Source organism: Cecembia calidifontis, from assembly GCF_004216715.1.
In the GTDB taxonomy this organism is placed as follows: Bacteria; Bacteroidota; Bacteroidia; order Cytophagales; family Cyclobacteriaceae; genus Cecembia_A; species Cecembia_A calidifontis.
Map to the genome: position 1 here is coordinate 1,499,598 of NZ_SGXG01000001.1, position 16,765 is coordinate 1,516,362.

16 protein-coding genes and 1 pseudogene are annotated in these 16,765 nt (G+C 42.4%); 14 read left to right on the plus strand and 3 right to left on the minus strand.

All coding sequences use genetic code 11. From position 1 onward, the window contains the following. Positions 1-89 precede the first annotated feature (89 nt). From BC751_RS06505 to BC751_RS06560, 12 genes are all read left to right on the plus strand, one after another. Complete coding sequence (locus tag BC751_RS06505; RefSeq protein ID WP_165389806.1) at positions 90-815, plus strand: type III pantothenate kinase; 726 nt, start codon at positions 90-92, stop codon at positions 813-815. Further along, a complete protein-coding gene (bamG, locus tag BC751_RS06510) occupies positions 799-2,082 on the plus strand; it encodes a BamG family beta-barrel-assembly machinery protein (protein ID WP_130274836.1) in 1,284 nt (427 codons plus the stop codon). Before BC751_RS06505 ends, bamG begins: the two co-directional genes overlap by 17 nt. Before the next feature lie 11 nt (positions 2,083-2,093). Beyond that, complete coding sequence (locus BC751_RS06515; RefSeq protein WP_130274837.1) at positions 2,094-3,395, plus strand: hypothetical protein; 1,302 nt, start codon at positions 2,094-2,096, stop codon at positions 3,393-3,395. Positions 3,396-3,560: 165 nt separating this feature from the next. Next, complete coding sequence (gene lptC, locus BC751_RS06520; RefSeq protein WP_130274838.1) at positions 3,561-4,106, plus strand: LPS export ABC transporter periplasmic protein LptC; 546 nt, start codon at positions 3,561-3,563, stop codon at positions 4,104-4,106. Position 4,107: 1 nt separating this feature from the next. Further along, on the plus strand, positions 4,108-4,317 hold the full coding sequence (locus tag BC751_RS06525) for a hypothetical protein (protein ID WP_130274839.1): 210 nt from the start codon (positions 4,108-4,110) through the stop codon (positions 4,315-4,317). Next, on the plus strand, positions 4,317-5,603 hold the full coding sequence (locus BC751_RS06530) for a hemolysin family protein (RefSeq protein ID WP_130274840.1): 1,287 nt from the start codon (positions 4,317-4,319) through the stop codon (positions 5,601-5,603). The genes BC751_RS06525 and BC751_RS06530 overlap by 1 nt, the downstream gene beginning before the upstream one ends. Before the next feature lie 74 nt (positions 5,604-5,677). Continuing rightward, positions 5,678-7,789 carry a SurA N-terminal domain-containing protein gene (locus BC751_RS06535; protein ID WP_130274841.1) on the plus strand — a complete coding sequence of 704 codons (2,112 nt, stop codon included), beginning with the start codon at positions 5,678-5,680 and terminating at the stop codon, positions 7,787-7,789. Positions 7,790-7,936: 147 nt separating this feature from the next. Beyond that, positions 7,937-8,203: a DUF493 family protein gene (locus tag BC751_RS06540; RefSeq protein WP_130274842.1), complete on the plus strand. Its 267-nt coding sequence runs from the start codon at positions 7,937-7,939 to the stop codon at positions 8,201-8,203. A gap of 11 nt (positions 8,204-8,214) precedes the next feature. Next, positions 8,215-8,442: a 4a-hydroxytetrahydrobiopterin dehydratase gene (locus BC751_RS06545; protein ID WP_130274843.1), complete on the plus strand. Its 228-nt coding sequence runs from the start codon at positions 8,215-8,217 to the stop codon at positions 8,440-8,442. 1 nt (position 8,443) lies between these two features. Beyond that, positions 8,444-9,190, plus strand: a complete 747-nt coding sequence (gene rsmI / locus BC751_RS06550; RefSeq protein ID WP_130274844.1) for a 16S rRNA (cytidine(1402)-2'-O)-methyltransferase — start codon at positions 8,444-8,446, stop codon at positions 9,188-9,190. Positions 9,191-9,522: 332 nt separating this feature from the next. After that, the gene (locus tag BC751_RS06555) at positions 9,523-10,320 is read left to right on the plus strand and encodes an inositol monophosphatase family protein (protein ID WP_130274845.1); all 798 of its coding nucleotides are present in this window, start codon (positions 9,523-9,525) and stop codon (positions 10,318-10,320) included. 78 nt (positions 10,321-10,398) lie between these two features. Beyond that, positions 10,399-13,299, plus strand: a complete 2,901-nt coding sequence (locus tag BC751_RS06560) for an AsmA-like C-terminal region-containing protein (RefSeq protein ID WP_130274846.1) — start codon at positions 10,399-10,401, stop codon at positions 13,297-13,299. Here the strand turns inward: BC751_RS06560 and BC751_RS06565 are convergent. After that, positions 13,249-14,760: pseudogene (locus BC751_RS06565) on the minus strand (IS1634 family transposase). The gene BC751_RS06560 and the pseudogene BC751_RS06565 overlap by 51 nt on opposite strands. 137 nt (positions 14,761-14,897) lie before the next feature. On the opposite strand from BC751_RS06565, the gene BC751_RS06570 reads away from it, so the two are divergent. After that, positions 14,898-15,107, plus strand: a complete 210-nt coding sequence (locus BC751_RS06570; RefSeq protein WP_130274847.1) for a hypothetical protein — start codon at positions 14,898-14,900, stop codon at positions 15,105-15,107. Here BC751_RS06570 and BC751_RS06575 read toward each other — a convergent pair. Further along, entirely contained in the window at positions 15,104-16,009 is a 906-nt protein-coding gene (locus BC751_RS06575) for an AEC family transporter (protein ID WP_130274848.1), read from the minus strand. The two genes, BC751_RS06570 and BC751_RS06575, sit on opposite strands and share 4 nt — an antisense overlap. Before the next feature lie 103 nt (positions 16,010-16,112). Here BC751_RS06575 and BC751_RS06580 point away from each other — a divergent pair, with 103 nt between their 5' ends. Beyond that, positions 16,113-16,343: a hypothetical protein gene (locus BC751_RS06580; protein WP_130274849.1), complete on the plus strand. Its 231-nt coding sequence runs from the start codon at positions 16,113-16,115 to the stop codon at positions 16,341-16,343. Here the strand turns inward: BC751_RS06580 and BC751_RS06585 are convergent. Then, the gene (locus tag BC751_RS06585; RefSeq protein WP_130274850.1) at positions 16,340-16,714 is read right to left on the minus strand and encodes a UDP-glucuronosyltransferase; all 375 of its coding nucleotides are present in this window, start codon (positions 16,712-16,714) and stop codon (positions 16,340-16,342) included. The genes BC751_RS06580 and BC751_RS06585 overlap by 4 nt on opposite strands. Positions 16,715-16,765: the final 51 nt, after the last annotated feature.

Below are 16,765 nucleotides of genomic sequence, written 5' to 3' on the forward strand. Positions count from 1 at the left end.
AGTTAAATTTATTTTATTCAAAAAGCGCGCTGTTTGAATTTCAGTAATTTCGTAGCGAATAAATATATGTAAAGTAATTGTTGAGGGACTTGAAACAATTTGTGGTGGATATTGGCAATACCAGAGTCAAGACGGCCCAGTTTGAAGGGGAGCGATTGATCCACGAGACCTATTTTGAGGAGATGCCATCTTTCTTGGAATATGCAGCTACATTAGTGTTTGACCATGCCATCATCAGTTCGGTGACACTTGGGGAAGAGGAATTAAAGAAATTGCTTGGTTTTGAGTTTATTTTCCTGAGCAAAAGTACCTTGGTGCCCATCAAAAATCTCTATGCTACACCCGAAACGCTTGGCGTGGACAGAAAGGCTGCTGCAATAGGAGCCAGATGTATATTTGAAAAAGGCCCACTTTTGGCAATTGACCTGGGAAGCTGTATCACTTATGAGTTTTTGGATGAGGAGGACCGTTACTTTGGCGGGGCGATTTCTCCGGGACTTCAAATGCGCTTCAGGGCCATGCACCAACAGACAGCAAGGTTGCCTTTGGTAAACCTGATATGGGGAGAAAAGCCCGAGCTTATCGGAAATTCCACCGAAAAGGGAATGAAAAGCGGCGTGTATTATGGTATCCTGCACGAGATGCAAGGATTTATTTCGGAATATCAGGGCAAATATCCTGGTTTGAGGGTCATTATTTGTGGAGGTGATTCAAAAATTTTTGAAAGCTTAACAAAAGACCACATATTTGTAATCCCTAATTTGGTCCTTTATGGCCTAAACAGAATATTAACTTACAATGTCAATCTCCAATAGGCTGAAATTCCTCGGCACACTTTGTGTCTTCTTTATATTTTCCGAATCATTTTCCCAATCGAGTGTTTCCACTTACAGTGCATTGGGTATAGGTAATTTTAATAATGGCGGGCTGACCCAAAACCGTGGCATGGGAGGCACTGGGATAAGTTTTGGTACAGGATGGGGGCTCAATTACATGAACCCAGCTCTGACTACCAGGAATACGATCTTCAACTTTCAGGCGGCATTTAACTACTCCCGTATCAATGCCCAAAATGCCAATGATTCAGAAGCGCTTGACGGAGGAGGACTTTCCTATGTCGGGGTTTCCCTACCTGTTATATCTGGTAAAAGGACCATAGGTTTGGGATTGAACCAGCTTACCAGTGTCAATTACAATATTTTGGTAAGGGGTCAGGTAACCAATTCCAATCTGGGTTCACTGAACAGGATAGATGGAGACGGTGGTGTTTCAGAAGCCTACCTTTCTACCGGATTCCTGGTGGCAAAAAACCTAAGTTTAGGAGTTCATGGCTCTTATTTGTTTGGATCCACCATCAGGACCAACCAACTTTCCCTATTGGGTGAGGATGGTTTGCCTACCGGTATTTCTTCGGAATTTTACCAGAGGTTTACCGTATCTGATGTGGCTTTCAAACTGGGAGGTCATTACTTTTTCAAGATTGGGGACAAAAGCAACCTGCATTTGGGTGCCATTTATCAGGCCTATGGAAATATTAATGGAAAAGAATTTGCGAAGGTTGGGGATTTTGGCCAAGCTAGCAGGCCCGGCGGTGAAGGAGATGTCATTAGGGACAATGAAAGGGTATCAGTTTATGTTCCTACCAATATCGGATATGGGATAACCTACGAAAAAATTAATAAATTTGTAGTAGGCCTGGATATTCAGCAGCAGCCTTTGAGTCAGTACAGAAATCTTGAAGGAAATTCAGGGGATTTGGGTGATTCTTACCGTGTTGGATTAGGGGTTCAGCTTGCTCCTGATTTTTCTGCGGTGGACAATCTCTTCAAAAGAATCACTTATAGATTTGGTGGCGCCTACGAACAAACTCCTTTTGTTGTAGCCAATACACAGATCAGAGATATTGGCATCAATTTTGGAGGATCAGTTCCTGTAAACAGTTTGTCGTTAGCAAACTTCGCCATACAGCTGGGAACCCGCGGTACCACAGACAATGGATTGATCAGAGAAAACTATGTCAATTTCAGCTTAGGATTTTCTCTCAACGATAACACATGGTTTTACAAACGAGTATTTGAATAAATTTAACGGACATGAAAGTTAAAAATGTACTAGCCGGGTTGCTTACCCTTTTAGTAGCGGGTTATGCTCAAGCCCAAGATGGTTGGAAGTGGCCTTCCGACCCAGCTAAAGAAGCTAAAGCGAGGGAGTATAATGCTGCCTACGTGGATTACATGAAGTCAGAACAATTTGTGGAGGCGACCAGGCCTTTGCATTGGCTACTGGTCAATGCGCCTGACCTGAACGAGTCCATTTATATCAATGGGGTTACCGTTTACAATGGCGCTGCTGTTGGAGCTAGTGATCCTGCCCAGAAAAGGGTTTACCAGGATTCAGTGATGAAAATCTATGACCTGAGAAAGCAGTACTTCGATAATGAAAATAGGTGGATTGAAAATAAAGCTTACTACGGGTATCAGTACTTCAGAGATGATAAAACCAAACTGGCAGAAGCTGTAAGTTTTTATGAAAGAGCTTTTGAAGTAAATGGAAGCATCAATCCTGCTTATACCGCAGCTTACTTTGATTTGGTGAGAAGACACTATCTATTGAACAAAGCTTACACTCCTGAGCAGGTATTGGCTATCCATGATAAAATATCCAAACTGCTTGAAGAAGCTGAAGCCAAAGGTACGGATGTGAGTACTCCTAAATCCAACGTAGAGACCTTATTGATCGCTATGGAATTGATCAACTGTGATTTCATCGAAAACACTTTGGGGCCTAAACTGAAGGCAGATCCTTCCAATTTGGTTTTGGCGCAGCAGATATTCAAATACTCTGTACAGTATAAGTGCCTTGGATCCAATTCCTTCCTTACTGCATTGGAAATCATAGACTCTGATAAACCTACTTTCTCTACTTCTCAGGTAAGAGCAATGAGGTATATGCAGAACAGAGAGTATGAAAAAGCGCAGCCAGTATTGGAAAAAGCGCTGACTTTGGCAGAAAATGACAAACAAAAAGCAGATGTTCAGTTGGACTTGGCTAAAGTTCATGCCCAGTTGGGAAGGAAGTCTGCCGCAAGATCTGCTGCCCAGGAGGCTGCCAGATTGGACTCTGAAAAGGCTTCTGAAGCTTATACTTTGATCGGGTACCTGTATATGGGTGCATTCAATGATTGTAAAGGTGGAGAAAGTAGAGCAAAGGACTACTCGGTGTTTATCGCTGCGTACAATGCCTTCCAAAGGGCTGGTAACAGTGAGGGAATGAGGGAAGCCAGATCCAGATTCCCATCCAAGGAAGAACTTTTCACAGAAGGCAGGCAGGCAGGTGAAAGTATCAACACAGGATGCTGGGTAGGTGAGACCGTAACCTTAGCTACAAGAGATTGATCCAAATATTGATTTGTAAATAGGAAAGGCAGCCTTTGGGCTGCCTTTTTTATTGTCTTTGGACTCTTCTTTATGTCCATTTGGACAGGATACAAGGAGCCCTAATACGTAAATCGGGTTGAGTGGACACATAGGGGTAAAAAAACTTTTGATATCTTTGCAAAAATGAAACAATTGCCACACTTGATTATTGGTCTTTTTTTCATCCTTCATCTGATGTCCTGTGGGACTGAGGTGGATAGTAGCATGTTTGAGAGGTACACAGGTCCGATCAGCACCGCTTATGACATTGACCTCTATCACAGTGATTCGGCCATTGTAAGAACGCATCTGAAGTCTAAAAAACAAATGGAATTTGAATCCGGTGACCTGGAGTTTCCTGAGGGGATAGAAATTGTTTTTTTCGACAAGGAGGGAAATGTGACTACCACGATGAGGGCAGATAAGGGCTTTTACAGCCGAACCAGCAACCTGTACAGAGGAGAGGGAGATGTGAAGGTCAAAAACCTTGAAAAAGACCAAAGCCTTTCTTCAGAAGAATTGTTTTGGGATCCCAATACCAAAAAAATTTATACAGAAAAGTTTGTCACGATTCAGGAAAGGGAAACTATCTTTAACGGAACGGGTATGGAAGCTGATGAGGGTTTTAATGAATACAAACTCTTTAAGGTGACGAACAGCAGAACCATTTTACCTGGTGAATCACTCTAAAATGAAAGCAAGCGATATAATATTACTTTCACTCTCGGCAGCCTTTGTCATCATCGGGACACATCAGACCATTACCAATGGTATTGTGGCTTCCTACCCCATTTTTATGTTGGCGGTGGTTTTTTTGTTTTGGTACAAATTCAGACAAAACCAAAGGACAGGCCAAGAAGAGGATCCTGATAAGTCAGACCTAAAACGGAAAAGAAAATAATGGAAACAGACTATTTGCTTTATGTGGTCATCACCTTGCTGTTTTCCGCTTTTTTTTCGGGGGTAGAGATCGCATTTGTCTCCGCCAATAAATTACACATCGAGCTTCAGAATAAGCAGGGGCTCCTTTCCGGCAGGATTCTGTCCAATTTTCTCCAAAAACCAGGTCAGTTCATCGGTACCACCCTGATCGGGAATACCATAGCACTGGTGCTTTACGGCATCTTTATGGCCAATCTGCTGGAACCTTGGATAGCGGCATGGTTACCGTACAATCTGGTAAATCAGGCCAGTATCATGATCATTCAGACAGTCCTTTCCACCATCCTGGTCTTGGTGACTGCTGAGTTTCTGCCAAAAAGTATTTTTTTGCTCAACCCCAACAGATTGCTTTCAGCCCTTTCTGTACCCTTTCAGGTGATCTATTACCTGATGTATCCGATCGTATGGCTGGTTGTGGGATTGTCCCGCTTCTTTATTACCAAAGTGCTGGGATTAGATTACAGTGAAGACAAACCTGTTTTCAAAGTCACCGACCTGAACAGCTTCATAAAAAATAACCTACAGCATAGCAGTCAGGATGTCAAAGTCGAAATAGACACCAAGATTTTTGACAATGCAGTAGAGTTCAAGACCATCAGGATACGGGAATGTATGGTGCCCAGGACGGATATCGTAGCCGTGGATGTAGAAGACAGCATTGAGGATCTGAAGCAGGTATTTGCAGAGAGCGGACATTCCAAAATCATCGTCTATGAAGACTCCATTGATGATGTGATCGGTTATTGCCACCAGTTGGAGCTTTTCAAAAAACCCAAAAAGATCAGGGATATCCTTACCCCCATCATCATTGTGCCCGAATCTGCCCTAGCCAATGAGCTTTTGATCCAATTTATCAAAGAAAGAAAAAGTCTGGCTTTGGTAGTGGATGAATTCGGCGGGACCAGCGGCATAGTGAGTATGGAAGATATCATCGAGGAGATTTTTGGGGAGATTCAGGATGAATACGATACAGATGACCTGACGGAGCAGAAGATTTCGGAAAATGAATACCTGATCAGTGCCCGTCATGAAATCGACTATCTGAATGAGAAATACGGATGGGAACTTCCCTATGGGGAATTCGAAACTTTAGCAGGTTTTATACTCTCATTGACAGAAGACATACCCCAAAAAGGACAGAGTATCACCTTTGGGAATCTGACTTTTACTATCGTGGCAAAGCAGGATCACCGCATAGAAACCCTAAAAGTGAAGCACAATCCTGCCCTTAATCCGAATAAGTGATTTATTGACAGTCATATTATTTTGAATTTAGCCTTAGATGTAATTATTTTGCGGCACTTCAAAAATCCAGTAGAATGGCATTAATTAAAAAAATCAGACAGAAAACAGGTCTTGCAATCGGCGTTATCGCAGTGGGTTTGATATTGTTTATAGTTGGGGGAGATATTTTAAGCCCCAATTCCACCATATTAGGTGGCAGTTCAAACAAGGTTGGTGAGATTGCAGGTGAAAGTATTTCCTATGAGGAATACATTCGTAAAATCGAAGAGATCAAATTTTCTTTCCAGCAAAACACCGGAAGAACTCCTTCCGAAAATGAAATGTATACAATCAGAGAGCAGGCCTGGCAGGCCCTGATTGTAGAAAAAGTTTTTGCTTCTCAATATGAGGCCTTGGGCCTGACCATTTCCGACGCGGAATTGGTGGACATGGTACAAGGTAAAAACATCATCGCTGAACTCAGGCAGCAGTTGACCAACCCAATGACGGGGGAGTTTGACAGGGACCAATTGGTCACCTTCCTTCAGTCTTTGGAAAACGCAGGTCCTGAACAAAGGGCTTTCTGGGCGCAGCAGGAAAAATTGTTTGCAGATGCAAGATTGAGGGTAAAATATGACAACCTGCTTTCCACATCTGAATTTGCTACTTCAGCAGAAGGAAGGTTGGAGCATAAGATGCAGAACTCTCTTGCCGATGTGGATTATGTTTTTATTCCTTTCTATGCCATATCTGACAATGATGTACAGGTATCTGACAATGAGTTGAGAGACTATATCAACAAAAACAAAGACAAATTCAAAGTATCCAATGCGGTGGATTTGGACTATGTTTCTTTCAATCTGGTACCAAGTGGTGAAGACTCTGCAGCAGTAATCTCTGAAATCAGAAAATTGACAGAGGAATTGAGAAATGCCAGCAATGACTCTGTTTTTGTATTGAGAAATTCTGAAGCAGCAAGGCCTTTTGCCACTATCCTTCCCGGAGATGCCCTTCCAGCCTCCCTTACTTCTAATGTGGATGACATTCAGGTAGGAGAGACTTATGGACCTTTCCTGACCAATAGGTCGACTTACGTATCTTATAAGATTACCGATAAATTCAACGGCACTCCTAGAATGAGGGCCAGCCATATCTTATTCGGTACCCAAGAGCTGAGTGATGATGCAAAAGCAGAAGTAAGAACAAATGCTCAAAATGTACTGAAAGAAATCCAGGATGGGTTGAGCTTTGCTGCAGCAGCTGCACAATATGGTCAGGATGCCACCGCGCAAAGAGGCGGTGATTTGGGCTGGTTTGCAAAAGAGGATTTCGTAGAAGAATTTGCTGAGGCAGCATTTGCTGTTAGATCTACAGGATTGATCAATAGACTGGTTGAGACAGAGTATGGTTACCATATCATTGAGGTGACCGAAATGCCAAAGGCTGAGACTTACAAAATCGCCACATTGGAATTGGAATTGATCCCTAGTGATGCGACAAGAAATGAAATTTTCAGAAGGGCTGACTTCTTTGCAGCCAACGCTTCCAATGCGAAGCAATTTGCAGAAAATGCCGAAAAAGAAGGTTACAGAATCATTCAGGCCAACAATGTAGGGGCATTTGATAGAAACCTTAACAACCTTCAGGGTGCAAGAGAAGTAATCAGGTGGGCCTTCAATGATGCATCTGTAGGAAAAGTATCCCAGGTGTTTGAACTTGACAACAGCTACATTGTGGCTACCTTGAGAAACAGGTATGAAGAAGGAACAGCTTCCTTGGATCAGGTAAGAGCACAGGTATTGAGCCAAGTGAGAAATGACAAGAAAGCAGAGATGATTAAGAAGCAATTGGAGGGGAAGGCCACTTTGGAAGAAATGCAGGCTGTATTTCCTAATGAAGCTTCTTTGGACAATATTCCTGACCTGAGATTGAGCGCTTCTGTATTGCCAGGTGTTGGTTTTGCTCCTAAAGCTATTGGTACCGTTTTTGGTCTGAAGGAATCGGGCAAAATCAGCAAGCCTGTCCACGAGGATGTAGGTATCATTGTGTTGAAGCTGAATTCCCTTACTCCAGCTGCTGAATTAGCTGACTACAGTGGATATCAAAGACAATTGACTTTGAATGCTTCCCAAAGAACAGCTTACATGATCATGATGGCTTTGGAAGACTTGGCGAATGTCAAAGATTACAGATACAAATTCTTCTAATATTTCCTGACTGGAGGATCGAAACCCATGGAGCCATCCATGGGTTTTTTTGTTTGGGATTTATTTTGGGAGGAATTTTGTTAAACCCGAAATATGCATTATGAAACCTAATGCAAAATTCGGGTTAAAACTATAAATTCGCAGGATATGAAATTTACATTTGACAAGAAGGCATTTAAGGAAAAGCTGGAATCACAGACTGCATTTCCGACTTTGTATATGTTCAAATTTATCGTGTTGAGCGGCAGGGAAGATCAGGTTGCGGCACTTTTGCCCAACAATAAGATGACCTTAAAGGAATCTTCCAAAGGTAAATATGTCTCTGCTACCATCAAGGCCATGATGCCGAGCAGTGAGGCCATCTTGGAAGTTTACGAACGTGCTGCCAAAATCGAAGGAGTCATTTCACTTTAATTATTGTCCCTATGTGGAAAGAAGAGAACAACTGTTTGAAGAAAACTTTTACGTTTAAGGACTTTCAGGAGGCATTTGCCTTTATGACCAGGGTTGCTTTCCTGGCCGAAGCCCATAACCACCATCCCAATTGGAGCAATGTATACAATACGGTACATATTGAACTGACTACCCATGATGCGGGCAATGTTGTCACAGAGAAGGATAGGAAATTGGCAGAAGCCATAGATAAGTTGTAAAATGTCGGAATTGGAAGACAAGTCCGTACAACTTTACCTGGTTCCTACGCCGATTGGCAACCTGAAGGACATTACCTTAAGGGCCATTGAGGTGTTGAAATCTGTGGATGTGATATTGGCAGAGGATACCAGGACTTCGGGGAAACTGCTCAAGCATTTGGAAATCAATCGCCCTCTCCAAAGTTACCATATTTTCAACGAGCATAAAGCAGTGGAAAAACTGGTGGAAAGGCTGAAGAAAGGAGAGGTGATGGCCCTCATTAGTGATGCAGGGACTCCTGGAATTTCTGATCCCGGGTTTTTATTGGTCCGTGCGGCTAAGGATGCCGGACTGGAAGTGAATTGCCTTCCGGGACCTACGGCTTTTGTGCCTGCTTTGGTGAATTCAGGCCTTCCCAATGACCGCTTTACCTTTGAAGGGTTTTTGCCCCACAAAAAAGGGAGACAGACCAGGATTCAGTCTTTGTTGGAAGAAAGCAGGACGATGGTCTTTTATGAATCTCCGCACCGGTTGATGAAGACCTTGGAACAGTTTGCAGAAGCTTTTGGTCCTGAACGTATGGCTTCTGTGTCCAGAGAGCTTACCAAAGTATTTGAGGAAAATGTCAGGGGGACTTTGGCTGAACTCATAGACTATTACATAGAACATCCCATCAAGGGGGAGATTGTACTGGTGGTGGAAGGCAAAAGTGAGGGTAGGAGCGAGAAAAGAGAGGCGAGAGATGAGAAGCGAGAATCGAGAGGCTAGGCCTAAGAGGTAAATAGTTCGAAAGTCGGATGTCGGAAGCGGGAGGTTGAAGTTTTTGAACCATTGAGGAGTTTAGGAATTAAGGAATTCATTAAGGTAATTACCTAAAATGGAGACATTGAAAACCCAGATAGGGGTTTAATCCCTTTAGAGTAATAGCCCCGGGTACAACCCGGGGTTTATTTAGGCGATAGGCAAATACGGTTGGTAATCAAGGCCTGAAGGGCCGACTTGTAATAGCTTAGGGTAAGGCCCTAGGACTAAAGGCAGAATATAAAAACCGAGTAGGATTTTCCGTCATTAAGGAGACATTAAAAAAATCAATAAAAGATATGGTTGATTTATTACAAGTTTTAGAACACACCAAAGCAGTAGCCAAGGAAGCCGGGGCCTTCATACGGGAAGAACGTAAAAATTTTGACCTGAATAAAGTGGAACAAAAAGGGCTGAATGACCTGGTTTCCTATGTGGACAAGGAAGCAGAAAAGATCATTGTAAGTAAGTTGGAGGTCATTTTGCCTGAGGCAGATTTTATTACCGAAGAGGGGACTGCATCAAGGGATGGAAAAGCCTATACCTGGATCATTGACCCTTTGGACGGTACGACCAATTTTATCCATGGATTGCCAGTTTTTGCGGTGAGTATAGGTTTGAGGTATGAAGATGAAATAGTGCTGGGCGTGGTGTATGAAATCAATCAAGATGAGTGTTTTTATGCGGTCAAAGGCCAAGGTGCTTACCTCAATGGAAATCGGATTCATGTAAGCAAGGCCAAAAGTCTTGGAGAGAGCTTGATAGCTACCGGTTTTCCGTACAGTGGATTTTCCAAGATTGACGATTACCTGAAAATATTGCGGTCATTGATGGAGAAATGCCATGGCGTAAGAAGGGTGGGCAGTGCCGCAATGGATTTGTGTTATGTAGCAAGCGGAAGGGCTGAAGGCTTTTTTGAGTACAACCTTAAGCCTTATGATGTGGCAGCAGGTGCTATCATTGTCATGGAAGCAGGAGGTAAAATGACAGACTTCAGACAAGGTAAGGATTATCTTTTTGGGGGTGATGTTTTGGCTTCCAATAACCACATCCATGAAGAATTGGATGCTGAAATCCAGAAGGTTTGGAGGAAATAAGAAAGGCTTGAAAATGCGGATTGTGACATCTTTTTAAGTAAATTTTCGTTTAATAGTTTATAACATTACCACACAGCCATGAAAAAAGTCATTCTCATCAGCCTTGGGATTTTTGTTTTTTTACTCCTTGCGTTAGTGTCCTTGCCTTTTATTTTCAAGGATAAGATTGCCGAAAGGATAGACCGTGAGATCAGCAATTCCATCAATGCCCAGGTTTATTTCGATATCAATAAAATCAGCCTGAGTATTTTCAAGCGCTTTCCCCATATTTCTGCGACTGTAGAGGAATTGGGTATCATTGGCAACCCACCCTTTCAAAATGACACCTTGATCCATATGGACAAGTTGCAGGTGGATTTCAACCTGAAGTCGGTTATTTTTGATGATTATCCTACCCTTACCGGAGTGCATTTGGACGGAGGCAGTGTTTATATCAAAGTTTTGGAAGACGGAACTGCAAATTATGATATTACCTATCCTGCTGAAGAAGAGGCCGCTGAGAGCAATTTCAAAATGGCCATAGATATCATCAGGGTAAATGATGTGGACCTGATCTATGATGACCGCCAATTGAAATATTTCATGGCCTTAGCAAAGGTCAAAGCCGAAGGTCAGGGAGAATTTACCCTTTCACAATATGAATTGCCCGTAAAAGCGGAGGCCTTTATAGCCGACATCACTTATGAAGGCGTGAATTATCTGAGAAATAAGAGTTTTAAGGGTGAAACCCTGATGAACATTGATATGGATCAGATGAAGTTCGGTTTTGGAGAAGGAGACTTTGCCCTGAATGATTTTTTCTTTGATTTTGGGGGTTATATAGCCCTACCTGAAGAAGGGGTTGAATTTGATATAAATTTTGGAGGGAAGGACAATAGCTTCAGGAGTATCCTTTCTCTTGTTCCGGGGATGTATACCGAAAGCTTTGGCAGTCTAAGGACTTCCGGGACAATGGACTTTCAGGGCTATTTTAAAGGGCTTTATTCAGACAATACCTTTCCTTCTTTTGATATAGGATTAAACATAAACGATGGATTTTTCCAATATCCTGATCTTCCCCGTCCGGTCAGCGATGTCAATATGGATGTCAGGATTAAAAATGAAACAGCAAACCTGGACAATACCAGTGTTCAGATTCCCGTTTTTAACCTCAACTTTGGAAGCAACCCGATTTCAGGACGCTTTATACTGGAGAATTTGGTGAACTACGATATGGAAGGTGCTCTTAAGGGAAAGCTGAATCTGGAAGAACTTACTTCTATTTTCCCGATTGAGGGAATGACCTTGAAGGGCTTGTTGGACATCAATGCTACTGCTAAAGGAAGGTATGATTCTGTTGCCAAAGTAATTCCTGCCATTGATGCCCAGATGCTTTTGAGCAATGGATTTGTCAGGACAAGTGAATATCCTTCGCCAATAGAAAAACTGAATATAAGGGCCACTGTCCAGAATAAATCAGGCAGGATGAATGACTTTTTGCTTGACCTCAGTCAATTTGGTTTCGAGCTTGAAGATGAAGCCATTTCCGGAAGGTTAAAGGTTACAGATTTTTCCCTATTGAATTGGGACGGTGCTGTAAAAGGTGCTGTAGATCTGGGCAAGATGTTGGCGATCTTTCCTATGGAAAACATCATCATGGAAGGTTTGGTCCGTGCCGACTTATTGACCAAAGGTTCTTACAAAGATGTAGAAGAAGGCAGGTATAATAGGTTGGACACAAGAGGAAGTATGGAAGTCAGTAAGTTTTACTTTACCTCTTCGGACTTGCCGCAGGGTGTAAGGATCCATGAAGCCAAAGCTGATTTTTCACCTGAGCGTATCAATTTGACCAAATTTGACTCCAGGGTTGGTCAAAGTCCGGTTCAGGCTACCGGGTTCCTTTCCAATTACCTGAATTTTGTTTTGAAGGAAAATGAAGTGCTTAAAGGGCAGCTTTCTCTTAATTCTTCCAGGTTTGATGTCAATGAATGGATGAGTGAAAGTAGTGACAGCGAAGAACTCACGGTTTTGGAACTTCCAAAAAATATAGATTTCAGCATGTCCGTAGCTGCTAATGAGGTGATCTACGACAATATGAACCTGAAAGAAGTCAAAGGTACCTTGAATCTCAAGGATGGAGTACTGACCTTCCGTGATGCAGGGATGAGGGCACTTGGTGGTCAGATAAGCCTTAATGGCACCTATGATCCAAGGGATTTAACGGCCCCAAAATTTGACTTGGGGGTTAACCTTGCCAATCTCAGCATTGCACAGGCTTTTGAAACATTGAATACGGTGAAAGCATTTGCTCCGGTAGCCCAACACCTTACTGGGAATTTCAACAGTAACCTGAGTTTTTCTGGAATTTTGGGCCAGGACATGATGCCTATTCTTTCCTCTTTGAACGCCAAAGGTCTGTTGAGGGTAGCGGAGGCAGCCTATCAGAACAGCCAGTTGCTTCAGGGCATTACTAGCCTGACCAAATTGAATGATACCAATACCATTCAGTTCAGAAATGTATCCATACCTATTGAAATCAAAAACGGTATCATGGAGGTGAAGCCCTTTGATGTAAGGTTATGGGATTATCAGGCCAATATTCAGGGAAGTACCGGTTTTGATGGTACCATCAATTACCTGATCAACATGCAGGTTCCGGCCGGAAGATTCGGTGCCCAGGCCAATGCACTCCTTGCCAGCATTTCAGGAACAGAGGCAAATGCTTCTACTTTGATTCCTGTTGCCATCAGTTTGGGAGGGAATTATAATAATCCCAGGATTTCACTTGCCGGGGGCAATAGTATAGAAAATCTTTTGGCGACCGCCTTACAATCCAGGGTGAGAAGTGAAAAAGAAAACATAGAGCAACAAGTGACCCAACAGTTCAAGGCCGCAGAGGACAGTATCAAAAAGGAACTTCACCTGACTTCGACACTGGGACACCCAAAATCAAAAACCGAACATTTTTGCGAGTTTTTGTTGACTTTCGTTCAAAAATAGGGTCTTTCTCAGCTTTTTACCTGAAGATTTGAGCTGTATTTCAACAGTGTAAATCCCTTTTGCTATTTCTATGGCTTTCTGAGGAGAAAGTTTTGGTCCTTTTTCCAATTACTGCCTTTCCAGTTCCTTAAACACTTTGTAAGCGACGAATGCGATGCTTATATGTGCTTCGATCCTGCGTTGTTTATAATGGAAAACAGGCCTGACTTTGATTTCATTTTTGGTTATCCTGAAGGCCTTTTCTATTTTCCAAAGGTTGTTGTAATTCTCAATGACCTCGTCTTTGTCAAGGTTTGTGTTGGTAATATACCCTTTGAGACCGTCCCATTTCCCATCCTGTTCAAACTTTTCAATATCAAGGGCAATCTTTACCTCCCCTTCCATTTTAAGATACTTGTTATAGCCCCTGTTGTTGATGTGGCTTTTGTTGAGCTTTCCTGATTTTAACTGTTTCTCGAGCTTTTTAAGACCTTTCTCCCTGTTGATCCTGTCTTTTTTGGCTCTTCTGTCTGAATAACTGACAACCATTCTGAGCCCGTCCTCCCAATCCAGCAGCCTGCTCTCGCCGTTTTCAAGTTCAAAAGCCAATATCCTCTCTTTACTTTTATCAGGGGAAGCTTTCAGCCTTGCTCCCAGAATAAACTCGTAACCGTTGTCCCGTAACTCTTTTACATTGCTTTTTGACAGTAAACCTGAATCGGCAACAACAATCGGAGCAGGTAAGCTATACTTCTTTCTAAAAGCTTCTATCACAGGGATCATCGTATGCCCTTCAAACTTGTTTCCCTCAAAAATCTCATAAGCCAGAGGATATCCCTCTAGTCCAACCAGCAGACCCAAAACAATCTGTGGATTTTGATGCTTTCCCTCCTTGGAAAAACCACTCTTTCTAAGATCATCTTCATGATCCACTTCAAAATAAAGCGTAGTAACATCATAGAAAACGATATTGATACTCCCTCCGAGTATTCTCTTGGTATTTTCAAAGCTGATCAGCTGGACCGTTTCCTTATAGTTGTTGTAAAGCTTGTCCATGTACCTGTAAAGGTCCTGAACCTGGAATTCGAGGCCGTGGTAGGTGAGCAGGTAATCACAGGTTTTCAGCTTGCTGGCAGGAAAACAGATCCTGGAATATACCAGCCACCTGAAGATATCATCTTGGATTGCGCTGAACCCAATATCATTGAAAATCCTGTCCAAAAGCAGCTCGGTACCTGAAACAGTGATGTTTTCAACACTTTCCAGAACAGAATCGGCAATCCGTTCTTCATCACTGAAGGGGATTTCAAGTGCTCCTTTATGGTTTTTTATCCATTCCTCCCCAAGAATAAAAAGTCTTTCAACCTCAGATCGATCAGAACTGCTTCCGATCGTTTTTACAACCTTGCTTTTACCTTTGATCTTCTCAATTACCTGAACACTGATCTTGCCACTTTTATTGGGTTTTCTCCGAACAAACATGCCTAAAAGTACAAAAAACCACCCCGGGACACCCAAATTGAGAATCTGAAAATTATAATGATCTATATTTCAATACTTTATGTAAAAATGGGACTGACGACTGTCGAAGTCAGGAAAAAGAAAACATAGAGCAACAAGTGACCCAACAGTTCAAGGCCGCAGAGGACAGTATCAAAAAGGAACTTCAGTTAAAGGCCGAAATGGTACAGGACAGTGTGAAAAGAGAGGCGGAAAGACGGGTGTCAGATACCAAAGAAAAAGTGACAGAAGAAGCCAAAAATGTCCTCAAAGGTTTGATCCGGCCAAGGACCACCAAGCCGGATACGACCAAGAAAAATGATAATTAGGCCAAAATCCAATACCAGGCTGCTATGGTAAGGAAGGAGAGGGGTATGCCCACTCCCACCAAAAGGGAAGCTAATTTTGGTTCAAGATCATGGCTTATCGCAATAATAGAACCTGTAATCATCGGCGCCATTGCCGCTTCTATCACTGATACCTGAAGCAGTAGCCCCTCCAATTGGAAAAGGTATTTAAAAAGCAATAATATCACCAAAGGGATAAAAAGCAGCTTGTATCCAAGACCTGCCCAGAGGAAGGGGTTCCGGATAGCCTGCCAGTTGATTTTGACCTGTAAACCCACAGATGTCAACGCAACAGGGGTCAAGGATAGGGCGATCCAATCTAAAGGTAGTGCTAAGAATTCAGGGGTTTTGATATTGCTGAGGTTCATTGTTATCGCCAGAATAAAAAATATAAAAGGAGGGAACGTCAGGATTTTCTTAGTGATATCCCTCTTTCTTTTTTTACCTACACTGTAAATAGAAGCCACAATTACCGCAAAGCTGCTTACCAAAATAAATGAACCTCCCTGATCAATGAGCAGGGCTATTTTTACGGCTTCCTCCCCATAAATTGCGCGGACAATAGGAATGCCCACAAAAGAAGTGTTGGCCAGTCCTGCAGTAATGATAAGACAACCAGTGAGAGAATTGGTCCAGTTAAGGTATTTACCTAAAGTTCCGAAAAGCAGCCAGGAAAGCCCAAAGCTGATCCAGGCGGAAGCTATTGGCAAGGCCAGCTCCATCTGTAAATCAACAATTGGCAGATATTTTAATGCCAAAGCCGGTAAGACAATGTATATCAGGTAGTTGTTGAGAATCTTTGGGAGATTTGAAGGAAGATTTTGGATGTTTTGTAAAAGGATTCCGAAGAGAAGAAAAGCAGGAATCGAAAGGATTTGTAGCATATGGGGATCGCTTGAAGCTGCACAATAAACTTAACAAAAGGGTAATTTCCTATTAATCAAATCCTTCGGTATTATTTTTTTCTTTGCGTAAAAATAAACCGATATGACCAAACTGATACCCATCCAAGTAGAAGGCCGTAAAATGATCCAATTGGACCAACTCACCATTGACCAGGCCAATGACCTGAGGAGCTGGTTGCCAAAGGACAGCATTCAGCAAATTCAATTTCAGGGCTTGCGTTTCAATGAATGTATTCCGTTTGAAACTTATGATTACTGGTTCAGGACCCACCATGTGTTGAGCAGGGCTTATGAGACCATCTTGGATTTTTAATTCAATCCAAAATTTTTTCTTTTTTCAGTAAAATATTTTTCCAGATCAGGATAGTGGTGGCTTTGTACTTCAGGAATCCCACATAGGGTAAGTTCTACATTGCCCTGTGAGCTGGAAGCCTTGGCCTCCATGGTTTCAATCAACACAATCATCTCCTGAAGGCTTAGAGGCTTTTGTGACTTTTCATGCCTGAGCATCAGGTCATTCCCATAAAAGTCTATGGCTTCGAAATGGTACTCGCCGTCAATCACATTGCAGTAAACATTTATTTCCTCTCCCCATCGGCTTTCAGGATAGGTTAATTTGGCCAGTAATGCAGTAGGCCCTGTTCCGTCAAAATAGGTTTCAGGCCTGAAATTGAAGTCTATCATGGCTGAAAATTACAGAATTAAGGAATCAGAATTAATTTTTAGAGATGGCTA